At 29.4% G+C, this 23,057-nt stretch carries 26 protein-coding genes and 3 pseudogenes; 17 read left to right on the plus strand and 12 right to left on the minus strand.

Annotation, left to right across the window (positions count from 1 at the left end; genetic code table 11):
• Window positions 1-131: 131 nt before the first annotated feature.
• Together BJS11_RS11915 and BJS11_RS11920 are read left to right on the plus strand one after the other, a co-directional pair.
• Window positions 132-263 (plus strand): beta-class phenol-soluble modulin, encoded by a 132-nt coding sequence (locus BJS11_RS11915; RefSeq protein WP_069996582.1) that lies wholly within the window; start codon window positions 132-134, stop codon window positions 261-263.
• A gap of 308 nt (window positions 264-571) precedes the next feature.
• Window positions 572-793: a hypothetical protein gene (locus tag BJS11_RS11920; RefSeq protein WP_069996581.1), complete on the plus strand. Its 222-nt coding sequence runs from the start codon at window positions 572-574 to the stop codon at window positions 791-793.
• 429 nt (window positions 794-1,222) lie between these two features.
• Here the strand turns inward: BJS11_RS11920 and BJS11_RS13820 are convergent, their stop codons facing one another.
• A complete protein-coding gene (locus BJS11_RS13820; RefSeq protein ID WP_167351824.1) occupies window positions 1,223-1,387 on the minus strand; it encodes a hypothetical protein in 165 nt (54 codons plus the stop codon).
• Window positions 1,388-1,547: 160 nt separating this feature from the next.
• Between BJS11_RS13820 and BJS11_RS11925 the strand changes: the two genes are divergently transcribed.
• A complete protein-coding gene (locus BJS11_RS11925) occupies window positions 1,548-1,964 on the plus strand; it encodes a VOC family protein (protein ID WP_069996580.1) in 417 nt (138 codons plus the stop codon).
• A gap of 164 nt (window positions 1,965-2,128) precedes the next feature.
• Here the strand turns inward: BJS11_RS11925 and BJS11_RS13825 are convergent, their stop codons facing one another.
• The 3 genes and pseudogenes from BJS11_RS13825 to BJS11_RS11935 all read right to left on the minus strand — a co-directional run bounded on the left by BJS11_RS13825 (window position 2,129) and on the right by BJS11_RS11935 (window position 4,235).
• Window positions 2,129-2,293, minus strand: coding sequence for a hypothetical protein (locus tag BJS11_RS13825; protein WP_167351825.1), 165 nt, complete (start codon window positions 2,291-2,293; stop codon window positions 2,129-2,131).
• Between the two features lie 651 nt (window positions 2,294-2,944).
• Window positions 2,945-3,247, minus strand: a pseudogene (locus BJS11_RS13420) (protein rep); the annotation flags it as partial.
• A gap of 16 nt (window positions 3,248-3,263) precedes the next feature.
• Complete coding sequence (locus tag BJS11_RS11935; RefSeq protein WP_069996579.1) at window positions 3,264-4,235, minus strand: replication initiator protein A; 972 nt, start codon at window positions 4,233-4,235, stop codon at window positions 3,264-3,266.
• A gap of 492 nt (window positions 4,236-4,727) precedes the next feature.
• On the opposite strand from BJS11_RS11935, the gene BJS11_RS11940 reads away from it, so the two are divergent.
• Both BJS11_RS11940 and BJS11_RS14200 read left to right on the plus strand, forming a co-directional pair.
• The gene (locus BJS11_RS11940; RefSeq protein WP_069996578.1) at window positions 4,728-5,402 is read left to right on the plus strand and encodes a DUF536 domain-containing protein; all 675 of its coding nucleotides are present in this window, start codon (window positions 4,728-4,730) and stop codon (window positions 5,400-5,402) included.
• A gap of 139 nt (window positions 5,403-5,541) precedes the next feature.
• Window positions 5,542-5,990 (plus strand): annotated as a pseudogene (locus tag BJS11_RS14200) (DDE-type integrase/transposase/recombinase); the annotation flags it as partial.
• 43 nt (window positions 5,991-6,033) lie between these two features.
• On the opposite strand, the gene BJS11_RS11945 reads toward BJS11_RS14200, so the two are convergent.
• The gene (locus tag BJS11_RS11945) at window positions 6,034-6,879 is read right to left on the minus strand and encodes a hypothetical protein (RefSeq protein ID WP_069996577.1); all 846 of its coding nucleotides are present in this window, start codon (window positions 6,877-6,879) and stop codon (window positions 6,034-6,036) included.
• 178 nt (window positions 6,880-7,057) lie between these two features.
• On the opposite strand from BJS11_RS11945, the gene BJS11_RS11950 reads away from it, so the two are divergent.
• Window positions 7,058-8,053 carry a hypothetical protein gene (locus BJS11_RS11950; protein ID WP_069996576.1) on the plus strand — a complete coding sequence of 332 codons (996 nt, stop codon included), beginning with the start codon at window positions 7,058-7,060 and terminating at the stop codon, window positions 8,051-8,053.
• A 178-nt stretch (window positions 8,054-8,231) separates the two neighbouring features.
• Here the strand turns inward: BJS11_RS11950 and BJS11_RS13430 are convergent.
• Window positions 8,232-8,450, minus strand: a pseudogene (locus tag BJS11_RS13430) (AAA family ATPase); the annotation flags it as partial.
• Between the two features lie 416 nt (window positions 8,451-8,866).
• Between BJS11_RS13430 and BJS11_RS11955 the strand changes: the two are divergent.
• From BJS11_RS11955 to BJS11_RS11975, 5 genes are all read left to right on the plus strand, one after another.
• A complete protein-coding gene (locus BJS11_RS11955; RefSeq protein WP_001814874.1) occupies window positions 8,867-8,950 on the plus strand; it encodes a 23S rRNA methyltransferase attenuation leader peptide in 84 nt (27 codons plus the stop codon).
• A 124-nt stretch (window positions 8,951-9,074) separates the two neighbouring features.
• Window positions 9,075-9,812: a 23S rRNA (adenine(2058)-N(6))-methyltransferase Erm(B) gene (gene erm(B) / locus BJS11_RS11960; RefSeq protein WP_001038790.1), complete on the plus strand. Its 738-nt coding sequence runs from the start codon at window positions 9,075-9,077 to the stop codon at window positions 9,810-9,812.
• Between the two features lie 354 nt (window positions 9,813-10,166).
• Entirely contained in the window at window positions 10,167-10,721 is a 555-nt protein-coding gene (locus tag BJS11_RS11965) for a recombinase family protein (protein WP_000576156.1), read from the plus strand.
• Between the two features lie 3 nt (window positions 10,722-10,724).
• A complete protein-coding gene (locus BJS11_RS11970) occupies window positions 10,725-13,643 on the plus strand; it encodes a Tn3 family transposase (protein ID WP_001240982.1) in 2,919 nt (972 codons plus the stop codon).
• 83 nt (window positions 13,644-13,726) lie between these two features.
• Complete coding sequence (locus tag BJS11_RS11975; RefSeq protein WP_258953802.1) at window positions 13,727-14,194, plus strand: CPBP family intramembrane glutamic endopeptidase; 468 nt, start codon at window positions 13,727-13,729, stop codon at window positions 14,192-14,194.
• Between the two features lie 622 nt (window positions 14,195-14,816).
• Here the strand turns inward: BJS11_RS11975 and BJS11_RS11980 are convergent.
• The 6 genes from BJS11_RS11980 to BJS11_RS12005 form a co-directional block, all read right to left on the minus strand.
• Window positions 14,817-15,326, minus strand: coding sequence for a helix-turn-helix domain-containing protein (locus BJS11_RS11980; RefSeq protein WP_069996677.1), 510 nt, complete (start codon window positions 15,324-15,326; stop codon window positions 14,817-14,819).
• Between the two features lie 30 nt (window positions 15,327-15,356).
• Entirely contained in the window at window positions 15,357-16,211 is an 855-nt protein-coding gene (locus BJS11_RS11985) for a replication initiation protein (RefSeq protein WP_069996678.1), read from the minus strand.
• Between the two features lie 782 nt (window positions 16,212-16,993).
• Window positions 16,994-17,449, minus strand: a complete 456-nt coding sequence (locus BJS11_RS11990) for a DUF334 domain-containing protein (protein WP_069996666.1) — start codon at window positions 17,447-17,449, stop codon at window positions 16,994-16,996.
• Window positions 17,418-18,365 (minus strand): relaxase/mobilization nuclease domain-containing protein, encoded by a 948-nt coding sequence (locus BJS11_RS11995; protein ID WP_069996667.1) that lies wholly within the window; start codon window positions 18,363-18,365, stop codon window positions 17,418-17,420. The genes BJS11_RS11990 and BJS11_RS11995 overlap by 32 nt, the downstream gene beginning before the upstream one ends.
• The gene (locus BJS11_RS12000) at window positions 18,352-18,552 is read right to left on the minus strand and encodes a hypothetical protein (RefSeq protein WP_069996668.1); all 201 of its coding nucleotides are present in this window, start codon (window positions 18,550-18,552) and stop codon (window positions 18,352-18,354) included. Before BJS11_RS12000 ends, BJS11_RS11995 begins: the two co-directional genes overlap by 14 nt.
• Window positions 18,534-18,917 (minus strand): plasmid mobilization protein, encoded by a 384-nt coding sequence (locus tag BJS11_RS12005; protein ID WP_069996669.1) that lies wholly within the window; start codon window positions 18,915-18,917, stop codon window positions 18,534-18,536. Before BJS11_RS12005 ends, BJS11_RS12000 begins: the two co-directional genes overlap by 19 nt.
• Before the next feature lie 649 nt (window positions 18,918-19,566).
• On the opposite strand from BJS11_RS12005, the gene BJS11_RS12010 reads away from it, so the two are divergent.
• From BJS11_RS12010 to BJS11_RS12035, 6 genes are all read left to right on the plus strand, one after another.
• Window positions 19,567-20,166, plus strand: coding sequence for a type II CAAX endopeptidase family protein (locus BJS11_RS12010; protein WP_069996670.1), 600 nt, complete (start codon window positions 19,567-19,569; stop codon window positions 20,164-20,166).
• Window positions 20,167-20,177: 11 nt separating this feature from the next.
• Window positions 20,178-20,594, plus strand: coding sequence for an Msa family membrane protein (locus BJS11_RS12015; RefSeq protein ID WP_069996671.1), 417 nt, complete (start codon window positions 20,178-20,180; stop codon window positions 20,592-20,594).
• Entirely contained in the window at window positions 20,581-21,462 is an 882-nt protein-coding gene (locus BJS11_RS12020) for an ABC transporter ATP-binding protein (protein ID WP_069996672.1), read from the plus strand. Before BJS11_RS12015 ends, BJS11_RS12020 begins: the two co-directional genes overlap by 14 nt.
• A gap of 1 nt (window position 21,463) precedes the next feature.
• Complete coding sequence (locus BJS11_RS12025; protein ID WP_069996673.1) at window positions 21,464-22,219, plus strand: hypothetical protein; 756 nt, start codon at window positions 21,464-21,466, stop codon at window positions 22,217-22,219.
• Between the two features lie 14 nt (window positions 22,220-22,233).
• Window positions 22,234-22,407, plus strand: coding sequence for a VraH family peptide resistance protein (locus BJS11_RS12030; RefSeq protein WP_142351607.1), 174 nt, complete (start codon window positions 22,234-22,236; stop codon window positions 22,405-22,407).
• Window positions 22,408-22,569: 162 nt separating this feature from the next.
• Window positions 22,570-22,965, plus strand: a complete 396-nt coding sequence (locus tag BJS11_RS12035; RefSeq protein WP_069996675.1) for a hypothetical protein — start codon at window positions 22,570-22,572, stop codon at window positions 22,963-22,965.
• Window positions 22,966-23,057 lie beyond the last annotated feature (92 nt).

Raw genomic sequence — 23,057 nt, forward strand, 5'->3', positions numbered from 1 at the left:
AAACTTTAAATGAAAATAGCTTTTCCAAGACACTTTAGAACTTAAAATCATCAATCAGGCAATATCACACAATATAATAACGAAATACATTATATTGTGTGTGCTAATAATATATTTAAGGAGTGTTCTAAATGTCAGAAATCGTAAATTCATTAAAAGATGCAATCGAATCAGGCATCAATCAAGACTGGGTAACTATGGGTACAAGCATCGCAGATGTTTTAGCTAAAGGCGTTGACTTTGCTTTAGGTTTCATCGGCTAATTTAATTATATAATTCAAAAATCTCGTTTGAATCCAAACGAGATTTTTTTATTCTGATTATGTTTTCAATTTTCAAAATGACTTTGCTTTTATAAATGTCAATGAATGAGAGTTTTTTCATGCATCCCACGATGTTATAATATAAATAGCAAGTCCATAGATAGTACCGAGCCCCAACCTATTACTGTAGGTTGGGGCTATTTATGTGATATTGATACATCTTGCTATCAAATACCTATTATATGATTTTACGCTCAATTCTAACGTAATTCATGGATTAAATTTATAACATGAAAGGATTACTAATTATGAAGAAACAAAAGAAAAATAGAGCTTTTAACAGAAATAATGAATCTGCTAAGAGCTTTATGCACCTTAATCAAAGAAATAATTACTTAATGATTGCTGAAAGAAGAGCCTTTGCTCTTTCTTCAATTTATGTAAATTATAACACACTTGCGCATAATCAAATATCAAGAATAATTTTAAAAAAGGATAGATTAGAAAATCAAAAATGCATAAACTTCTAATTTTTTATACCAAAATAACTCCTTATAAATTTAAAAAACGTAAAATTTAGCATAAAAAATTTGCGGTTTTCTTTATTGCTTTTTAAATTTTAAGTATCAATTAATAACACAAATTTGTTTTCTATAACTATTTAAATTTCGTTTTTGATATTTCATTTTTTCAAAAATGGCTTATTCTATTAGAATAAAAGGGTCTCTGAAGACCTTTAAATAGGCTTTATTTATAGTATTGGGTTCACATTAACAAGGAAGCCACATCTGAATTTATTTGAAAAGCAAAAACAACAAGACTAATTAAGAAAAATACATAAGAAATGGTTAAAGAAATTATAGGAAAAAAGCCATGATTGTTTGCATTCACAACAAAAACTCCTTTCATTTTTAAACTATACAACTATATTCCTTCGTTAGTATAAATGTATTATAAAACTAATAGAAAGCTTGTATTATTGTCATAATCAAAGTTAATAAACAAGCTAATAACATAACATTATGAGCTTTGGTTGTATTTTGATTACCATTTCGATATTCTCTCATAACAAATAACCAAGACAGAATTACTAAAATTCCTAAAATGATTGCAAAAATTTTCACTTTAAAAACTCCTTTTCAAAAAATAATCATCGTAACTATTAAAAAATTTAAAGCTCTTTTTATAGTTATCATTTCTGATTTTCAATTTATACACCTCTTTTTTGACACTAACGTAACGTAATACATTACAATAAATAAAAATTAAAAAGAGGTGGAAACAGTGGAATTTTATCAAATGCCAATGTTTAATAAAATACTAGTTAAAAACATTGAGAAAGCAGAGAAGTGGTACGAAAAAACACTTGGTTTTAAAAGTGTTTTTAAATTTAGAAATGATAAAAATGAAGTGCTAATGAATCATTTAAGACTAGAAAAATATCAAGACTTAATGCTAATTTCTCAAACAGACTTTGAAGTTGGAAATTCAATATATCTAAATATCTTAATAAAAGATATCGAAGAAAAATCACAAAATATTTCACAAAAATTTATAGTAAACCAATTAGAAGAACAACCATGGAACTCTAAAGAAATGACAATAAAAGATCGAGACGGGCACTTAATCACACTTACTCAATCAAATATTAACGATACTGATTTTGAAAAATTAATGAAACAAACTTCTAAAGATTATTAGACAAGATCTATATTACTTTATTGACGTTGAGCCTCGGAACCCTTAACAATCTCAAAACTTGTCGAATGGTCGGCTTAATAGCTCACGCTATACCGACATTCGTCTGCAAGTTTAGTTAAGTGTTCTTCTCAACTTTAATAAATTTTTTGCCATAAATGCGCGTTCTAATTAATAACAATCCCATAAATCAAAAGCAAAATTGAAGATATTAAAAGTAATACACTAGAGAGAATATCTAATCTTTTATCCTTTTTATCACTTACTGTATTTTTTATAATGGCCACAATTGCAATTAATATTAAAAACGTACAAGAAATATAAATAACCAAAAAGATGCCTCCTTTTTAGTAAATTTTATCATAACAGTTATCACTTTACAGGTCTCTTTTTCGTCGTTATAATCTAGTTAAATCCCGTAAGGGCGCACTTATACGTTCTAAAAAGAACGCGTGCGAAAACATAATCGACCTTCGTCGATTTTTATTTTTAAATTCAAAGAAACGGCTTGAGATATTCCGAGCAGTTATAAAAATTAATTTGTCTTGAATATTGCTACTACATTCTTGGAAAAGTGATGTAGATTTATAGCCCATAACTTTTTTGAATTCCATCGACGATACGGCGTCGAAAGAAAAATAAATAGACCGTACGAAAGAAAAAGCTATCTCACTTTATCTGGGGTAGCTTTTATTTTTTTATGCCCTTATTTGCAATTTTAAGGTACTTTTTAGAGCATTTAGGGGTATTTTATATATATTTATACCTAAAACTATTTAATGGCTCTTAAAACGCAAATATGAACTAAATTTAAAAATCAGAAAAACAAACCTAAAATTTTTGCTTAACCAGTGTCGATTTTTTAAGACACTGCCCATTTACGCACAAAATTATTTTTGTGCATGTAAACTGGTCAACCATGCCGGTTGAACGCTATAGTTCCCGCAGGGGCAAAAATACATAAAAAAACGCTAGCTTTTAAGCTAACGTTTCAAATTTTTCAAGTAATAATTTTGTTTTTCAAAATTCCAAATTGCCGTAATTGAATGTGCTTTTTCTTCTTCGTCTGTTGTTTTATCTTCGTCGCTTGTATTAATTAAATTGCCATCTTCGGCATCGTCTAAATTTAAGATTTTATGTTTTTGTTTAAGCAAACCACCATAACTCAACATACGTTTTCGGTACAAACCTTTTTCCAAATCATTCACGATTTCTTGATTTCTTTCATCATCATCAGTTAAAAAATCAGATGACTTAACCGAGTATTTTGAAGTCTCTTTGATTGCTATAAGATTATCTAAATTATTGGTTAAAGATATTATGTTGTTTCATGTTTTGACGACGCATATTAAGTGTGTGTATTTCTTCAAGTTCAGCTTTAATCGATTGCATTAAATATCCTTGCATAGCTTCAACGGTTTCATTCTTTTGTAGCAGCATCGCTTTAAATCGTTTTAATACACTCACAAGTTCAAACTCAACATCTTCTAAACGGTAAAACGTATCATGCGCATTATTAAATGACTTTTTGCCTTTGAGTAACACACTTTTAATAATACGTATCTCTCTAATTTCAAATTTACTTAAATAGTCTTTGATTTGTTGTGGCAATTCTTCGAGTACTTGGAATTTAAGTGCATCATTATTAAATTCGGATTGTTGGTGATTTGTATGATCCGAATGATTATGGTTTGTTTGATTGTTATATGTATCATTCATATCATGCGTATCATTATTCTCAGTCTCTATATAATCAGTATTACTTAAATCAGTATCATTAGTGTATTCTTTTGATATGTCATGATGTATCATATTAATATTTCTTGACGTATCATTATCATATTTCTGGACGTATGATAATGATACGTCCGTGTTATTATGCTGTTCTATATCGTTTTCTTGTTGTGAAATATAATATACATCAGCTTCTGTTACTTCTGGTTTTTTAATATATAACTTATTAGGTTTATTCAAACCTACTCTTATTTGATTAAATAAATCAGCTTCTGTTAATTCTTTTTTTATTTTAGATAGCTTATTTGGACTACTAATATTTAAAATAGACTTAAGCTTTTCATTGGTATAAATAAAAAATATATCTCCATTTTCATCTATCCAATTATTTCTTATAGATAAATTTAAACGATCTCTTAGTATTGACCAAGTTATTTTTGCATCATTAGATAGTTTAGTATATTTAGGATTCGTAAAAAAAACTTTAGGTAATTGATAAAATTTCTCTTTTTGGATTTCTTTAATATTAAAGTTGGACATACAAAAAACCTCTTTCATATTTAAATTTCTAAAAGAGGTAATAAAAAAGCTATAAGTAAGTTTATATGTATTCGACTTGCACTAATAATTCTTAGTATATATAATAAGAATATAACAACTATATAAACAAACAAACTACTTGTTTTATTACCGAAGAAACCTGACTATTCCCGTAGTTAGGTTTCTTTTATATATTTATATTAACACTTTTAAAAGTTTTGTTAAATTGTTTATATACATTTGGGTTTATGCACTTTCAAAGAAAGATAAATCTTTGTATAAATATTTTATATGGGTATATCGTATAACACCGTATAAACGCTTATATAGCAAGTATAAAGGCTGTATAAGTGTTATATAACTGGGTTAAAACCTTATACGTATAGTTATATATGGTTATGTGTATAAAGAATTATATAACCTTGTAATGACAAGTATAATGGCTGTATAATGGTATAAATGTTATGTATATAACTATATGGAGGGCGTTATATGAAGAGTATGAAAGAAATTGCTGATGAATTAAACGTAACAAAAATGACTGTTTATAATAATGCTAAAAAAGCAAATGTGAAATTTCAAAAAATCGATAACGTAAATTACTTAACCAGTGAAGATGAAATTATAGTAATAAACCGAATAAGAAAAAATCAAAATAAGAATGATGATTTTGAAAGCGAAAAAAAAGAAGTACCTAATAATGATAACCTGGTGAAAGATGAGACAATAAAACAATTATATAACCAGATATATATATATAAAGAACAATCAAATAGAGATAAAGAGCAAATAAATACACTTAATAGACTTTTAGAGAATCAACAAGTATTAGCATTAGAAAGTAATAAAAAGATTAAAAAATTAGAAGATCAATTAGAGGAAGAAAGACGACTTAATTATTCTTTTGATACGTCTGTTAATGAGAGACAAAATGTTAATGTACAAGAAGCAACATTTACTGGAGAGTCTAAAGATACTGATCAACAACAAGAATGGGAACAGCCTACAGAGGTGCAGCATAAAGATATACCTGAAGAGAATGAAAACCTCAATGAAGAACCATCCACAATAGACGATAAACAATTCGAAGAAATAGATAATGAATACGAAGATAAGGAAGAAAAACCACCTAAAAAAGGTTTCTGGAGTCGGTTGTTTGGTAATTAACACAATAAAAAGCGCTACAAGCTCATGAACTTGTAGTGCTTTTTTATGCTAGAACTTCTGATAATCATCGATTATGTAAAATATAAAATTCACTTTAATACTAAATGTAGAATAGCATATCTTTTATAAGATAATCAGGTTGAGATATACTCTCAATTATCGCGATATGTCTAAAATATTAAAAGAATTTGGCATATATGTCCACTGCTCAAATATCTATTGATTCGGTAGATATTTGGTTACGTAAAAATCGTAATCAGGGTTCAGTCTAAACATTTATTAATCGATTTATTAAACAATTTAGTAAAATAAAATGTTTACTACTGATAAAGAACTGTCAACAAAATCAGATATGTTTAAATTAAACAAAGATTGTATATTGTACATCAAAATATCTCAATAATTTAATTGAACAAGACCATGGACATATTAAGTTAAAAGGGACAAAATATCAGAGTGTCCGTAAGATAAAAACACAGTCAAAGGTATTGAGAATGTATATCTGCATTATACAAACCGAACTGTATGTCTCTTCAGATCTATAGCTTTTCACCGTGCTATGAAAATAGTCATATGTTAGCTAATTAAGAGAATACTAAAACATTAAAACGATAACAAGTTAGCTTTTTCTTTACTTTGAAACAGAATTTTCATTATTCTCTTGTCTTTCTTGCTCTGTTTCTTTAGGCGGTTGTTTTTGATTTTCATCATTTTGTTGTTCTTGTGCTTTCTTAGCCATTTTTTGACAATATTCTTTATCTTTACCTATACCATAACCACATGCTTCTGGAGCTACCCCATTCTTTTGAGTTTGTTTGATATATTCTTCATCTGTCATATCTGGGTCTCCATCTTTTGTTTTATTTTCAGATTTATTTTGTTCTTCCTTATCATTTTCATAAATAGGTTGTTGATTATACACTTCATCTTTGTATTCTTGAATTGCGTCATAAAATCTTTGTTGTTTATCTGTACCTACTTCAGCCTGTTTATCTAATATTTCTCCTGAGTATTTATCAATTTTATAATCTACAGGTAATACAGGGTCTTTGCCGATAATATAATATTTAACTCTGAAAGTATAACTTTTATCATCTTCTTTTATTTTACCCATAAATTCAGGTTTTTCGATGCTATTAGGGCTTGAAACTTGTCCTATCAATGAATTTTCTGCTTCTTGTTCTGTCATCATTTGTTGTGTGTTGTCTGATTGTGTTGGAGTGTTTTGTTGTATGTCTTCTGTTTGATTTTGGTCATTATCGTTTTGGCTATTTTGAGATTGCTCATTGTTCTTTTGTGTGTTGACTTGATGTTGTTCTGTTTTTGGTTCACTTTGATTTGTAGATTTATTCTTATCATGCTTGTTGCTATCTTTTTTTTCAGACATATCTTTATTATTTGTTTTTTTATCAGTATCAAAATTACAAGCGCCTAGAACTAATACACTTGCAAGTAATAGTAATAACAACCTTTTCATTTTTTACCTCCATATTCTTATTAACTAAAGAAATTTTATTATGATATATTCCAAAATAACATCTTCAATTGAATATTTGAATGATTAAGAAACTTCTTTTTCAACTCCAAAAGCTCATATTGTAATTTTGGACGATTATATAGTATGTTAGTATAATTTTAAAGGGGGGGAATGTGCGATGGATATACGAAATCTACATACTCAAGAGTTGGAAGATTTTTTATATAGTTATACTATTGCATTACATAACTTTAACGAAATTAATGCACCTTACAGTGAATTAATTGAACAAGCATCTGCAGATTATGAGAAATATTATCAAAAGAAAATTAATGATTTTGAAGAATGGAAACAATCTAAAAAAAGTCAAAATTTATATGATGTAAAAAATAATAAAATACCTGTATTAGAAAAAAAGCGCGACAGTTTGCAAAAGTTACCTTCTGTATTATTAGGTATACTTGGTTTTATAATTGGCTTTATCTTAAATGTGCTTTTAATTGCAATATTTTCAATAAGCTCACTTGTTTCCTTAATTTTATTAGTATTATGTATTATATTTAGTTATAATATTAATAAAATCAAGAAAGTTTATTATAATATAAAAATCGAAAACATAAAGAAAGCAGCTATTCAAAAAGATGAAGAAAATGAAAGTTCAGAAGTTACTCTCAAAAATGAATACCAACTAGAAGAACAACTTAATACAATTGATGATATATATAATGACTTTATAGAAGAACTAGAAGAAAGCTTCAAGCAAGACACTGCTTCTATCGTTTCTTACTTAGATGAGTTAGAGTCTTCAATTCCAGAAAATTATCAAGATAATATAGAATTAGCAAGTAACCTATATATATATGTTTATGATGGTCGGGCGAATAACTGGAAAGAAGCAATTAATCTCTTTCACGAAGATCAAAAACATAATGAGTTATTAAATAGCATAGAGGCATTAAGTGAAGTGATAGAATCAGGATTTAATCGTATATCATATAACCAATATGAAACAAATAACAATATCAAACAAATGAGCAATCAGGTAGAAACTGCCAATCAAAATATTGAAAAATTAAATGAAAACTTTAATGACATTACTAATGAAGTCATTAATTTAAATAAAGAGTCATTAAATGAATTAAAACAAATGAATCCTAAGAATAAGTATAATTAAAATTTTACTGTCAATATTATTAACCGATAAGAAATTGTATTGGATCTAAAACCATCGTTTTTGACACAAAACCTCTCACTTTTATAGTGAGAGTGTCACTTTATTCGATATATGAGAATGACTTTACCTAATAAATGAGAAAAGCAACGCACTATATTAAAATGCGTTGCTTTTTCTATTATCGAATACCTATAACTAAACTATCTCTAGCTGTTTCTACAACTTCTGTACTTATTTTATCTAAACCATTTATATCCATAATTCTGTCTATCTGCGCAAATAAACGATGAATCAGCCTAAAATTCCCTTTTGTGATTTTAATAATCGTCGTTATTGCTTCATAATCAGTAAAGTCTTCGAGTTTTAAATCAAATCCTAAATCTTGCCACTTATATTCGGGGTCCCGAGCGCCTACGAGGAATTTGTATCGATAAGAAATAGATTTAAAAATTTCGCTGTTATTTTGTACATTTAACTTGACGGTGACATCTCTCTATTGTGAGTTATTAGTGGTACAGTTTTCAACCGTTTTAATTATAAAAAAGTGGTGCATTTTTAAATTGGCACAAACAGGTAACGGTTATTGCAGGTGTATTTCTTATCTATGGGTTTAACATGGATTTTATCATTAAAATCATGAGTATTGTCCGAGAGTGATTGGTCTTGCGTATGGTTAACCCTAAAGTTATGGAAATAAGACTTAGAAGCAAACTTAAGAGTGTGTTGATAGTGCATTATCTTAAAATTGTGTATAATAGGAATTGAAGTTAAATTAGATGCTAAAAATTTGTAATTAAGAAGGAGGGATTCGTCATGTTGGTATTCCAAATGCGTAATGTAGATAAAACATCTACTGTTTTGAAACAGACTAAAAACAGTGATTACGCAGATAAATAAATACGTTAGATTAATTCCTACCAGTGACTAATCTTATGACTTTTTAAACAGATAACTAAAATTACAAACAAATCGTTTAACTTCTGTATTTATTTATAGATGTAATCACTTCAGGAGTGATTACATGAACAAAAATATAAAATATTCTCAAAACTTTTTAACGAGTGAAAAAGTACTCAACCAAATAATAAAACAATTGAATTTAAAAGAAACCGATACCGTTTACGAAATTGGAACAGGTAAAGGGCATTTAACGACGAAACTGGCTAAAATAAGTAAACAGGTAACGTCTATTGAATTAGACAGTCATCTATTCAACTTATCGTCAGAAAAATTAAAACTGAACATTCGTGTCACTTTAATTCACCAAGATATTCTACAGTTTCAATTCCCTAACAAACAGAGGTATAAAATTGTTGGGAATATCCCTTACCATTTAAGCACACAAATTATTAAAAAAGTGGTTTTTGAAAGCCATGCGTCTGACATCTATCTGATTGTTGAAGAAGGATTCTACAAGCGTACCTTGGATATTCACCGAACACTAGGGTTGCTCTTGCACACTCAAGTCTCGATTCAGCAATTGCTTAAGCTGCCAGCGGAATGCTTTCATCCTAAACCAAAAGTAAACAGTGTCTTAATAAAACTTACCCGCCATACCACAGATGTTCCAGATAAATATTGGAAGCTATATACGTACTTTGTTTCAAAATGGGTCAATCGAGAATATCGTCAACTGTTTACTAAAAATCAGTTTCATCAAGCAATGAAACACGCCAAAGTAAACAATTTAAGTACCGTTACTTATGAGCAAGTATTGTCTATTTTTAATAGTTATCTATTATTTAACGGGAGGAAATAATTCTATGAGTCGCTTTTGTAAATTTGGAAAGTTACACGTTACTAAAGGGAATGTAGATAAATTATTAGGTATACTACTGACAGCTTCCAAGGAGCTAAAGAGGTCCCTAGCGCCTACGGGGAATTTGTATCGATAAGGAATAGATTTAAAAATTTCGCTGTTATTTTGTACAATAAGGATAAATTTGAATGGTACCATAAACGACCGTTTATGGTACCTTTTCATTTTCCTGCTTTTTCTAAATGTTTTTTAAGTAAATCAAGTACCAAAATCCGTTCCTTTTTCATAGTTCCTATATATTTATACTTAATGAGTTATGGTACATTTAAATTATAAAATTAAGGAGGTTTTTTTATGATTTTTGGCTATGCTCGAGTGAGTACGGATGATCAAAATCTTAGTTTACAAATTGATGCACTTACTCATTATGGAATTGATAAATTATTTCAAGAAAAAGTAACTGGTGCGAAAAAAGACCGACCGCAATTAGAAGAAATGATCAACCTACTACGTGAAGGAGATTCTGTTGTCATTTACAAGTTAGATCGAATTTCACGATCAACTAAACATTTGATTGAACTTTCTGAATTATTTGAAGAACTTAGTGTCAATTTTATATCTATTCAAGATAACGTAGATACTTCAACGTCTATGGGAAGATTCTTTTTCCGAGTTATGGCTAGTTTAGCAGAACTGGAACGGGATATTATTATTGAACGAACTAACTCTGGTCTTAAGGCAGCCAGAGTCCGAGGAAAAAAAGGGGGCCGTCCAAGTAAAGGTAAGCTATCAATTGATTTAGCTTTAAAAATGTATGACAGCAAAGAGTATTCTATTCGTCAAATTCTTGATGCCTCTAAATTAAGCAAAACAACCTTTTACCGTTACCTCAATAAAAGGAATGCTTAAGATATGGCTATGAAAAGAATTTTAACTACTTCACAGCGTGAACAACTTCTTTCTGTAGACCACTTATCAGAAGAGGATTTTAAAGCGTATTTTAGTTTTTCTGATTATGATCTGGAGGTTATTAATCAACACCGTGGAAAGGTCAATAAACTAGGATTTGCGATACAACTTTGTTTGGCCCGGTATCCTGGGTGTTCTTTAAGTAATTGGCCGATTAAATCAACCAGACTAACTTCTTATGTGAGTCGACAGCTCCATCTTGATGCAATTGATTTAAATTCATATGATCATAGAAATACACGTGCAAATCACTTCAACGAGATCTTAGAAGTATTCAACTATCATCGATTCGGTAGTGCTAATACACAAAAACAGTTAATAGAATATTTAATTGAACTAGCTTTAGAAAATGATGACTCTATCTATCTAATGAAAAAAACAATTGATTTCTTAACTCGAAAAAGAATTATTTTTCCATCTATAGCTACACTTGAAGACATTATAAGCCGCTGTCGAGATAAAGCAGAAAACAACTTATTTTCAATATTGCTCTGTTCATTAACAGATATACAAATTGAAAAACTAGAGAGTTTGTTTCAAATTTATGAAGAGACGAAAATAACTAAACTCGCTTGGCTAAAAGACATTCCAGGTAAGGCAAATCCAGAAAGCTTTATGAGTATTTGTAAAAAAGTGGAAGTGATTGCTTCCATGGGACTCGGGACAATTAATGTCTCCCATATTAATCGGAACAGGTTTCTTCAGCTAGCTAGACTAGGGGAAAATTATGATGCATATGACTTCTCCCGTTTTGAGCTTGAAAAAAGATACTCTTTACTTATTGCTTTTTTAGTCAATCATCATCAATATCTGATCGATCAACTGATTGAGATTAATGACCGCATTTTAGCAAGTATTAAACGCAAAGGGACACGTGATTCACAAGAACAGTTAAAAGAAAAAGGAAAATTGGCTACTAAAAAATTGGAACATTATGCTTCTTTAATTGATGCTCTTCACTTTGCAAAAGATAATGATAGTAATCCTTTTGACGAAATTGAACGAATCATGCCTTGGGAAGATTTAGTACAAGATGGAGAAGAAGCTAAAAAAATTACAGGTAATAAAAATCATGGCTATTTAGAAATGGTTCGAAATAAAGCTAATTACCTCCGAAGATACACGCCAATGTTATTGAGGACCCTTTCGTTCAAAGCAACTCCGGCAGCAAATCCAGTCCTCATGGCCCTAACTCAACTAACTGATTTACACAATAGTGGTAAAAGAAAAATACCGGCAGATACTTCTACTGATTTTGTGAGTAAAAAATGGAAAAGCCTTGTTCGGCCAGAAGAGGGGAAAATAGATCGGTCTTACTATGAGTTAGTAGCTTTCACCGAGCTAAAGAACAATATTCGATCAGGAGATATTTCAGTTGAAGGAAGTATGATCCATCGAAATATTGATGATTACTTAGTTGATTTATCTGCTTGTATTGATTCAGAAACTATTCCAGACACGTTTGAGGACTATTTAAAGGATCGGGAAATAATTTTAGATTTACAGCTTCAATTTTATTCGACAGTTGATAAGAGAATTTCAAGAGCAAACCTTAAAAAGTTGGAAAAAGTTACACCTAGCGAAGCAGAAATATATAGAAAAAAACTTTATTCAATAATTCCTAAGATAAGGCTTAGTGATCTTTTAATTGAGGTGGACAGTTGGACCAACTTTTCACAAGAATTTAGTCATGATTCTACAGGGAAACCGCCGAGTGAACAAGAAAGAAAAATTATTTTTGCTGCTTTGCTGGGTTTAGGGATGAATATTGGTCTTGAAAAAATGGCCCAATCAACTCCTGGAATTTCTTATTCTCAGTTAGCCAATGCCAAACAATGGCGCTTTTATAAAGAAGCTCTGACTCGTGCTCAATCTGTTTTGGTTAATTATCAGTTAAAGCTTCCTGTTGCAGACTTTTGGGGTGAAGGAAAAACCACTGCTTCAGACGGAATGCGCGTCCCAGTGGGCGTCTCAGCTCTAAAATCCGATGTTAATCCACATTACAAAAGTATGGAAAAAGGAGCTACAATGATTCGATCAATAAATGATAGGCATACGACTCATCATATCGAGGTTGCTTCAACTAATACAAGGGAAGCTACTCATACCCTTGATGGCCTACTTTATCATGAAACAGATCTAGATATTGAGGAACATTTTACTGATACAAATGGGTATTCTGATCAGGTGTTTGGAATGACCGCATTACTAGGCTTTGATTTTGAACCTCGCATCAGAAATATAAAAAAATCACAATTATTTTCTATCAAATCACCTTCCTACTACCCTAACTTATCAGAAGATATAAGCGGAAAAATCAATGTAAAAATTATTGAAGAAAACTATGATGAAATTAAACGAATCGCCTATTCGATTCAAACAGGAAAAGTATCTAGTTCTTTACTATTAGGAAAGCTAGGCTCATACGCACGTAAGAATAGAGTAGCTCTTGCACTGAGAGAACTAGGTCGCATTGAAAAGAGCATTTTTATGATAGATTATATTACAGATAGTGAGCTACGGCGAAGGATCACTCATGGACTAAATAAGACAGAAGCGATTAATGCTTTAGCTAGAGAACTATTTTTTGGGCGACGCGGAAAATTTATGGAGCGCGATATTCGCCGACAACTTCAAAGTGCTAGTGCGCTTAATGTGTTAATAAATGCAATAAGTATATGGAACGCCGTCTACTTACAAGCAGCTTATAATTATCTCGTCAAAATAGATCCCGAAGTAACTAAGTATATGAAGCATGTATCTCCTATTAATTGGGAGCATATCACTTTTCTTGGAGAGTATAAATTTGACTTGTTATCTATTCCTAAACACTTAAGAGAATTGAATATAAAAAATAAATAGGCCTTGAAACATTGGTTTAGTGGGAATTTGTACCCCTTATCGATACAAATTCCCACTAAGCGCTCGGGACCCCTACTATAGTAATTTTGTTAACTTCCTTAACCACTGCTATATCAGAAGAAATATTCTTTAGAGGGTTTTTAATGGGTTACATTGAATATCAATTAAACATATACTGGGGCTTACTTATAAGCTCAATTTTATTCGGTATAGCGCATCTTACAAATGGTTCTTATAACTTTCAAGATACAATTTTAATTATTATTGGTATATTTATTGCTGGACTCTTTTATGGATTATTAACACTGTTCTATAAAACAATCTGGTCTTCTATTATACTTCATTTTTTATTTGATTCTACACAGCTTTTTGATATTACCACTAAACAAAGTAATCAAGGTATTATAGAGTATGTTTATGTTAGTTCATACAAAATCATTACAGGTGGAGGATATGGATCAACAGTTTCCATTATTACAGTAGCTTCATTCTTAATTTTAATTTTACTTTTACTTTCAAAAATGAAATTGGAATCTATTAGAAATGAATAAGTCATACAATTTAGCTACCTATAATAACTAATTATGTTAACCAAATCAAAAGCCCAAAACACTGTTAAATCAGTGTTTTGGGCTTTTATCATTTGTGTTCATTTATACATATTTTATGCATTGTTGTTTTAACAAGTTTTCACGAGTTTTCATAGACTGTTATTCTTTATAAATATACATAAATCCATTAACAATACTGCTATGCTATATTATACTTGTAAGGCACTTCCTGTGCAGAAAGGGGGTGCGATGTACAAATGAATATTGCACTTTTTGTTCTTACAATAGTCATTTGTCCTATTATTACAGGGATAATCTCAAATTATCTCTATGATAAATTCAAATGATAAAAGAAAACCCCCACAGCCGTCCAAAGCTTTGTGGGGGTTTTTGATGTACAAAGAACATCACACTTTTTGTTACTCATATAATAACATAGTAGTCTAAAAAAGTGAACTGAGTTCCATTTTAGGGAATATATATAACTATTGATATGACAGGGATTATAAGTGTTGATTCTTGTTATAATTCAGGTCGTTAATAAGGAATAATACTGTCATGAAGGGATTTATAATTCGAATTATTTAAAATAATGCTTATTCTTTTTTAATTAGGATATATGTTACTTTTTTTGAAACAGTTTAGAGAGAATAGACTGTTTTTGTTCATTTTTTTTAGGTGTTTCTGATACGAAAATATCCTCTTTTGTATTTAAATCATCGGACTCTATAGACTCATTATGGCTTAATATATTTTGGCTATTTAAGTTTAATGATTGTTCTTGTTTTAAGGCAATTGTTAAATCGTCAATTTGTCGATTCTTTTGTCGAATTTCTGATTCTAAATGTGAGATATATTTATCGATATATCTGTCATAACTTGCCTTCATAGGTTCTTCTTTGTTTGTCGATTCTTTTGTCATTTTTTCATTAAAGATTGACGAATTTTTTGTTGACTTACTTGATGACCTTTTATTCAAAACCGATTCTAAATAAGCTATTACACTATCATCTATTAAGGTCTTATTGCCTGTTTTTTTAACTTTTAAGTCATCGGGTAAGTTTTTTAGATGGTAGTGAATTGTTTGTTTGGAAACATTTAAAATTTCAGAGACTTCTTTTACTGTTTTCATCAAATAACACGTCCCACTTTATTTATATGCTCATAATTTTTCACGTTTATTCATTTTCTCTAAAAAAGCTCGTTTTTCTTCTTCTGTAAATTTATTTGTTTTTGGCTTGATTGGCTCATATTCCTGTTTTTTTAACCATTCTGGCGTCATTTCCCGACTTATGCTTTGTTTCTTTTTACTGTCACTTGTTATTTTAGGCTGTCGTTTCGAGTGAATACGTTTCTCAGGCGTAAAATTGAACTCTAACAATTCAATTTTACGCCCTTTCTTAGCTTTGATTTTATTAATGTTAAGGTTTTTAAATATAAATCCTAGTTCCTTAATTATTGGTTTTAAAACATATTTGTCTATTTCACTCATTCTGTAGCTTTTGGGTATATCTAAACGTTCTCTAAAGTCATCAATTTGCACCCTTAAATACCCTGTATGCTTATATTGTTTAAGTAGTCTAAACATATTTTTAGCGTATGTTGATCTTAAATGTGTCATTTCTTGTAATTCGAATTTAGTGAAATCAGCTGTAATTGAATTGAGTATATGCTTTAAGTCAGGGTTTATACTTATAGATAAATATTGATTTTCCGTATCCACTTTGTATGAAGTGAATAGAACAAATTTTTCAAAAGATTTCCCGTTACGTTCTGTATAAGTTAGATGTAACATTTTATCGTATACATGTTCTAAGTCTCTAATAAAACGTTCTTGTGAACGTGAATAATAATTACTAAGGTGTTTAAGTTCATCAAAAGGGATTTCTAATTTACGTGTATCTTGTTCTTTAAGTTTATTACATAGAGTGAAAAATAAATCTACTTCTGTACTTGTAAACTTTCTTAAAGGAACCAAATTCATTTCATTTCTGTAAACAACAGTCTCTCCAGACACTTTATAGCCACTCCTAAATTCTATTAAATTGATGGTTAAGGGTGGTTATATATTTGAGACCACCCTTAACCATCAATTTATAAATAACTTAACACAGTTATTTATAGTATTACAACAGTAAAGGGTAGTTTTTGTACAAAAACTACCCTTTACTGTTACAAAAACTACCCTTTACTGTTACAAAAACTACCCTTTACTGTTACAAAAACTACCCTTTACTGTTACAAAAACTACCCTTTACTGTTACAAAAACTACCCTTTAACAAGATGGACTCTTTCTCGCAGTAGGAATCAACTAATCTCTAAAAAGGGTTTAATAAAGTTATTAAAAATATTATATAAAGTTCAAGGCAAAATGATTTTAATTTTCTTTAGATAATTTATATTGCTTATAGGCGTAATAAACTATTAATGATTGTACTACCACTTGTGCAAATGATAATCCTATACGAATACTTTTCTTAGTTTTCTCACTCATTTTCTTCAACTCCTTTCGTTGCTTTATTCCAATTGTTTTATTGACGTTAAGGGTTCCGAGGCTCAACGCACAATAAATCTTCTCGGCATAAATGCGGGGTCTAATTAAGAAATATTCCATAAATTAAAAGTGCAATTGCTGAAAGCAAAACTAATATACTAGACAATATATCTAACTTCTTATTCTTATTACGACTTACTAATTCTCTAGAAAGACTACCAAAAGCAATTATCATTAAAATTGCACAACAAATATAAATAAACAAAATAATTCTCCTTTTTTAAAAACTTTATCACATTACTTTTTAATCACGGAACTTTGCTCTCATCCATTCATACAAGATGATAAAACCACCTATACAAACAATATAAGGAATTCCATAAGCTATATACCAAAGAAACGCTACAAAGCCTTCAGAAGCTTTTATTTGGCTTGCTATAGATTTCTGTAATATATCTAATTTGAAAAATTCCATGAAGTCACTACCTATAGTCATAATTAAAGCAAATAGCATAAAGACTAATAACATAGCCCCGATACCTGTAAATAACTGTTTTTGCCTTTTTTGATAGTGTTCATGTGATGCTCTCACTTTACGTAACATTTCTTCGTTTTCATCTTGAACTTTACGAATATCTTGTCGTAGTTCTGCTTGAATATCTTCTGTATTCACTTTTTTTAAATTATCTTGAAGTAATCTTACAAAATCATTATGTGTTTTTATGCTATTATCTCGAAAGTCCTTCATCGTCTCTTTCAATTTTGATGTGATTGCTTCTTGTTCTTTCTCTCTCGTTTTTTGGCTCTCTTGTATCTCTGCCAAATACTTTACGATTAGCTTGTTTTGTCTTTTGAGTTCGTTCAATTCTTCGTTTTTCAAGTTGTTTTGTGTGTTGCTCGACTGCACCCCAGTTGACCTTGAATCTGTCTGCATATTCGGGTTCTCTTTGTTGTTCTTGATGTCTTTCATGCTCATAGTCAATCGCCCCTTTTTCATAATCTGAACCTAGCGTTCTTCCACGCACCCATTTATTTGCATTTTCAGGCTTATATGAGATTGCTTCGCCACGAAGCTTAACTTCTACCCCTTTTTCTTCTAAATGCTCTGAAAACGTCTCTAAATTGCTTGTATGTGCTTTTGCATTTTCAATCAATTCACGTAATTCATCTTTCCAAGAATATTCTTCTCTATCAAACACAATGCCCTTTTCTGCTTGCGTGTATCTCATTTTGGCAGTGCCACGTTCTGTCACACTCAAACCATGTTCACGACAGACATTGTCATTTTCTTTTTTGACTAAATCACGTTGTTTTTTATTACTTTGATATTTCTTTCCAGTTTCTAGATCAACTGAATTAATCACAATATGATTATGATAATGGTCTTTATCTGTATGCGTATAAACAGCTACTTGATGATTAGGTGCTATCTTTTTTGCAAGTTCTAAGCCGAGTTGATTACATTGTTCAGGTGTTACTTCGCCAGGTTTAAAAGACTGAATAACCGTATGTGCTTGAATTCCATCTTCTTTGCCATACAAGGCTCTTGTTTGTTTAAAAGCCGATTTCGCATAATCGACATCACAATTCAAACCACTTTTTTCTTCTGCACGTTTCTCTGCGTAATTGATTGCTCGACTTGCCGACTTAGTATTACCTAATTTAGTTGTCGCCATTTTCATCACTTCTTTTTTGTTTAGGAGCCAATATATCTCTAACAATATAAATAATTGTCATTAAAACTATAAAACCAATAGACCATTTAGCATCTGGAAAATCAGTGCAAATTATTAATCCTAAATAACTAACAAAAACAATAACAGCAAGGATATTAAAGTAAAGTCTTAATTTAGGTTTTGCCATATCTCATCTAACCTTTCACGTACTGCATTGATGTTATGTTCTAACCCTTCATAATTCGGTGCATCATGTTGATGTTGATTACAATATTTAGCAATCTGATTCACATTCGCACCCAACTTACTTAAATCTTTGGCAATCGATTGTCGCGTCTCTTTATCAAATTTGGGCGCTACCAATCGACTACCATGTGCCTTTTTCTTAACGAAATTCGGCACACTCATATTCAAAGTTTCGGCAGATGACCTTAACTTTTCATATTCGGATTCGCTCACTCTGAAACTAATTTGTTTTGGCTCTTTGCGGTTGGGTTTTCGGTTTTCCCCAACAGACAAATCGCTAGCCAAATTATTATCATGTTCACTCATTCAATCCCACCACGTTTCTTCGAAATATATGACTTTCTATATTTGTAGATTATATGATAATCAACAAAATTTCAAGCCATAATGTGGTTTGGCAAGCGTCGTATATTCTAGCCACTTCGTTCTGAATATACCGGCTTGATGGGGATATCCCCATTCCCCTTATGTTTTTGCTTACGCAAAAAATGAGTGGCAAAATGCTAGCCACTCATAGTTCAAAACCAAATTCAAAATCAAAACCTCTGCAACCAAAAATGTGGTTGCTAATAAAAAAATATAATATATCTAATTATTTTTCATCTACAAGGAAGATTTAACAATCTTACGTCATGTAGCCAAATTATAATCCTATTATCACCTCACCCTATATTTATATTTATTAATTCTTTTGTGAAAAACTTAAAATTTTTAAAATTTTTTAGTAAATTTATAAAGCGGTATTGAAATTATTCTTGAAACTGCTATTATAAAGTTGTATTGCATAATATGAGGAGGGTTAATTATGGACTTTTTATTGAAATTATTCGGTTTAAATGAAGTGAATCTTGGTATTGTAAAATACAAGTACAAAGGTAAAAAACACCAATGGTAATAATAATGGCTGGCTCTTAAGAGCCAGCCATTATTATTACTTCAAAGTGAGGATACATATATGAATCTTTTAAGAGATAATAAATATTCTAAACTAGAAATTATTTTTCTCTGCTTAGGACTTACTATTTTAGCAACTTTCATTTTAAATATAGGTAGCTTGATTATTGTACTACTACCAGATTTTAGTATTACTAATTTACAAATTATTGGGGTAGGTATATCAATGATAGTAGGATTTATATTAACTCCTACTATTCTTTTACATAGACTTATAGGTTTTAATTATAGTGCTATTTATATGTTTAGTATAAAACGTTTTCTTATATACATAGTAATAATTTTTACAATTCTCCTATTTTTTTCTATAAAAATAGAAGATATAATACACCCTTTTGTTGTTGCTACTTGTGAAGAATTTTTATTTAGAGGATTATTTTTCAGTTTATTATTAAGTAAATTTTCTAAGTTTAAAGCAATTTTAATAGGGTCATTAATTTTTTCTTTATTGTTACATCTAAATGGAAATTTCGTAGGAAACTTTTTAATAAAATTTCCTACAAGTATTATTTTATATTTAATTAGAGATAAAGTAGGTTTGCAAGAATCAATAGTTGTACATTGGTTGTATAATTTATTCATCACAAAAATCTTAAGCTAGGAGACTATTATATGCCAAAGAAATATGTTTTTATTTTATTAAGTAATATAATAATATTTTTAATAGGTATTATTTTAAATACCTCTATGTCACTACTCACTTTTATTGCAATAGCATATCTATTACCTATTATTGCTAATAATATCGTCAACTTTACATTCAAAAAAAATAGAAATATTAAGTCTTATTTACTTATTTCTACGATAACTACAGTATGTTATTTTATGTTCAGCCTTTATTTTATTTCGCGGCCTACTTTTGAAAATTTTATAAATGATAATCAAAAAGATACTGGCAGTATTACTATAGAAATAAATTCTGGTTTAGCTAATATAGAACAATTGATATTTGTATTTTTATTAAATTTTATGTCTATATTTTTATTAAGTTTATTTATTAGAAAGAAGGACTCTAATGTTAGAAATTAAAGGGCTAAGTAAAAAATTTAAAAATAACGAAAAATATTCACTCCAAAATGTAAGTTTTCAAGTAGATCAAGGAGAAATAGTTGGACTCATAGGTAAAAATGGCGCTGGAAAAACTACATTGATGAAGCTTATAGCTAAGGCTATTAGACCAACTGATGGAAACATATTAATTAATCAAAAAAGCATATTAAAATCACCTAATTCTTTAAATGACTTTGGATTTATGATTGAAGGATCGCTATTTAATCATTTAAATGCTATTGAACATTTGAAATTTTTTATTAGTTTAAACGGGAAAGTAGATCATAGAGAAAACATTGAATATGTATTAAGACTTGTAGATTTATGGGAAAAACGTCATATTAATCCAAGTAATTTTTCATTTGGTATGAAGCAGAGGCTGTCTTTAGCTATTTGCTTAGTTACAGAACCTAAGATTCTTATTTTAGATGAGCCTTTCGTGGGGCTAGATCCTAATGGTGTTGAAAAGTTAATTGAAACATTAAAACAATGGGTGCAGAAAAAGGATACAGCTATTATAATTTCTAGTCATCAATTGAGTGAACTAGAAGAAATATGTAATAGATTTTTGTTCATAGATAATGGCGAGTTAAAAGAAGATTTTGTATTAGATCAAAAGGATACAACTATTATAGAACTTAATAAAAGTTTTGTTTTTACTACTGAGTATAAAGAGAAGTATAGAAAATTTATTACTTTAACAACAAAAAGTAATATGATAGAAGTATCTAATAATAAAGAGGTTTTAAATGATTTACTTTCAGATTTAATGAAAGAATATCGAATTTTAAATTTGAAAGATAAAAAAGACTACATTCAACAAAAATTCAAAGGAGAAAATAGATAATATGGTTAAATTCAAACCTATTTTTTTGAATCTACTTAAGATGAAAGGATCATGGTTATATTTAGCCTTTGGTTTATTTCCATTGATACTTTTTATTGTTGCTTTTTTCAATACTAATTTTATGCAGTTAAGTGGAGAAAAACATTCATTAAGTTTTTTAGAGTTCTTTTCTTCTGTATTTGTAATACAAAATAATGCTGTTATCCCATTAATTATATTAACTTATATTATAGGACTGAATTTTTACTCTGAAAAAGTTAAAGGACAGTTGTATTTCTACAAAGATCTCCCACGAACAAAATTATGTAATAGTAAAATACTTTCTTTATTAGTGTTATACTTCTTGTTTATAATCGTACTTTTTGTGAGTTCATTAATGTTATATTATTTCCATATTAGTAATATGGAAATATCTGCTCATCAATTCTTTCCTAGCAGTCAAAGTGATTTACAGTATGTACTTCTTGAATTTTTTGGAACTTTTTTTGTTCAAATATTATGTATATTATTAGCAGTTCTATTATCTATTAGTTTGCCTAATGGTTATACTATTTTAGGTGTTATAGGGTTTTACATTCTGAGTTCAATTGCTCCATTTCTAAAATCATTAAAATTCGTTTTCCCTAATGGATATCAAGAACAGCTTACAGATAACAATTTTATCAGTATATTTTTTGTTATTATACTAATTTTTGTGATTTATACTATTATTTTTTACACAGTAATATTATATAAATTCAATAAATTAGAATATTAAAGGGGGTAATGATAATGAAATTTAAGAATTATATTATGGGAGTTAAAGAGAATATATTGGATATGAGAGTAGGATCTAAAAGTTTCTTTATAATGATTATTTCAATGGTTATTTTAAGTATGATTTTCACACCATTTATTGGAATTCCAGCTGGTTTAGTTATAGGTTCATATATTTATTCAAAGTAGTAAAATGAGTGTTTTATGTAATGGTTAGGTATAGTGTAAAATGATCAAGTGGTGTATTAATCACTTGGTCATTTTTTTACTAAAATATAAAAGATTGTTTAAAATTGAGGGAAGTTTTTTCATTTCTGTATCTTGGAGGCATTATATCGAGGAGGAACAGATTTGGAAAATGTGTTTAAAGTAGTATTAAATTGTTTGATTGCAGGTTTTATAATGATTTTAATTAATGGAGTTTCACCACTAATCGGTTTAATTAATATTATTGGAATGGGGGATTTTGGTTATATTACTTTTCACATAATAATTTTATTATTAACTGTTTTTATATTTGGTGGCTGGATAACTAAAATATTAAAGGTTAAATTAGAAGAATATCGTATCACAAAGCCCTATTTAAATAAAGAATGGTTCATTTTATTTATTATAGGAGCTAGTATTATATATCTATCATATATAATACTAACAGATGGAAGTTGGGAAATTAGCAATAGTGACAATATATTAATTAATACTAGGGGTCCCGAGCGCCTACGAGGAATTTGTATCGATAAGAAATAGATTTAAAAATTTCGCTGTTATTTTGTACATTTAACTTGACGGTGACATCTCTCTATTGTGAGTTATTAGTGGTACAGTTTTCAACCGTTTTA

The sequence above is a fragment of the Staphylococcus caeli genome, from assembly GCF_900097965.1.
Taxonomy (GTDB): Bacteria; Bacillota; Bacilli; order Staphylococcales; family Staphylococcaceae; genus Staphylococcus; species Staphylococcus caeli.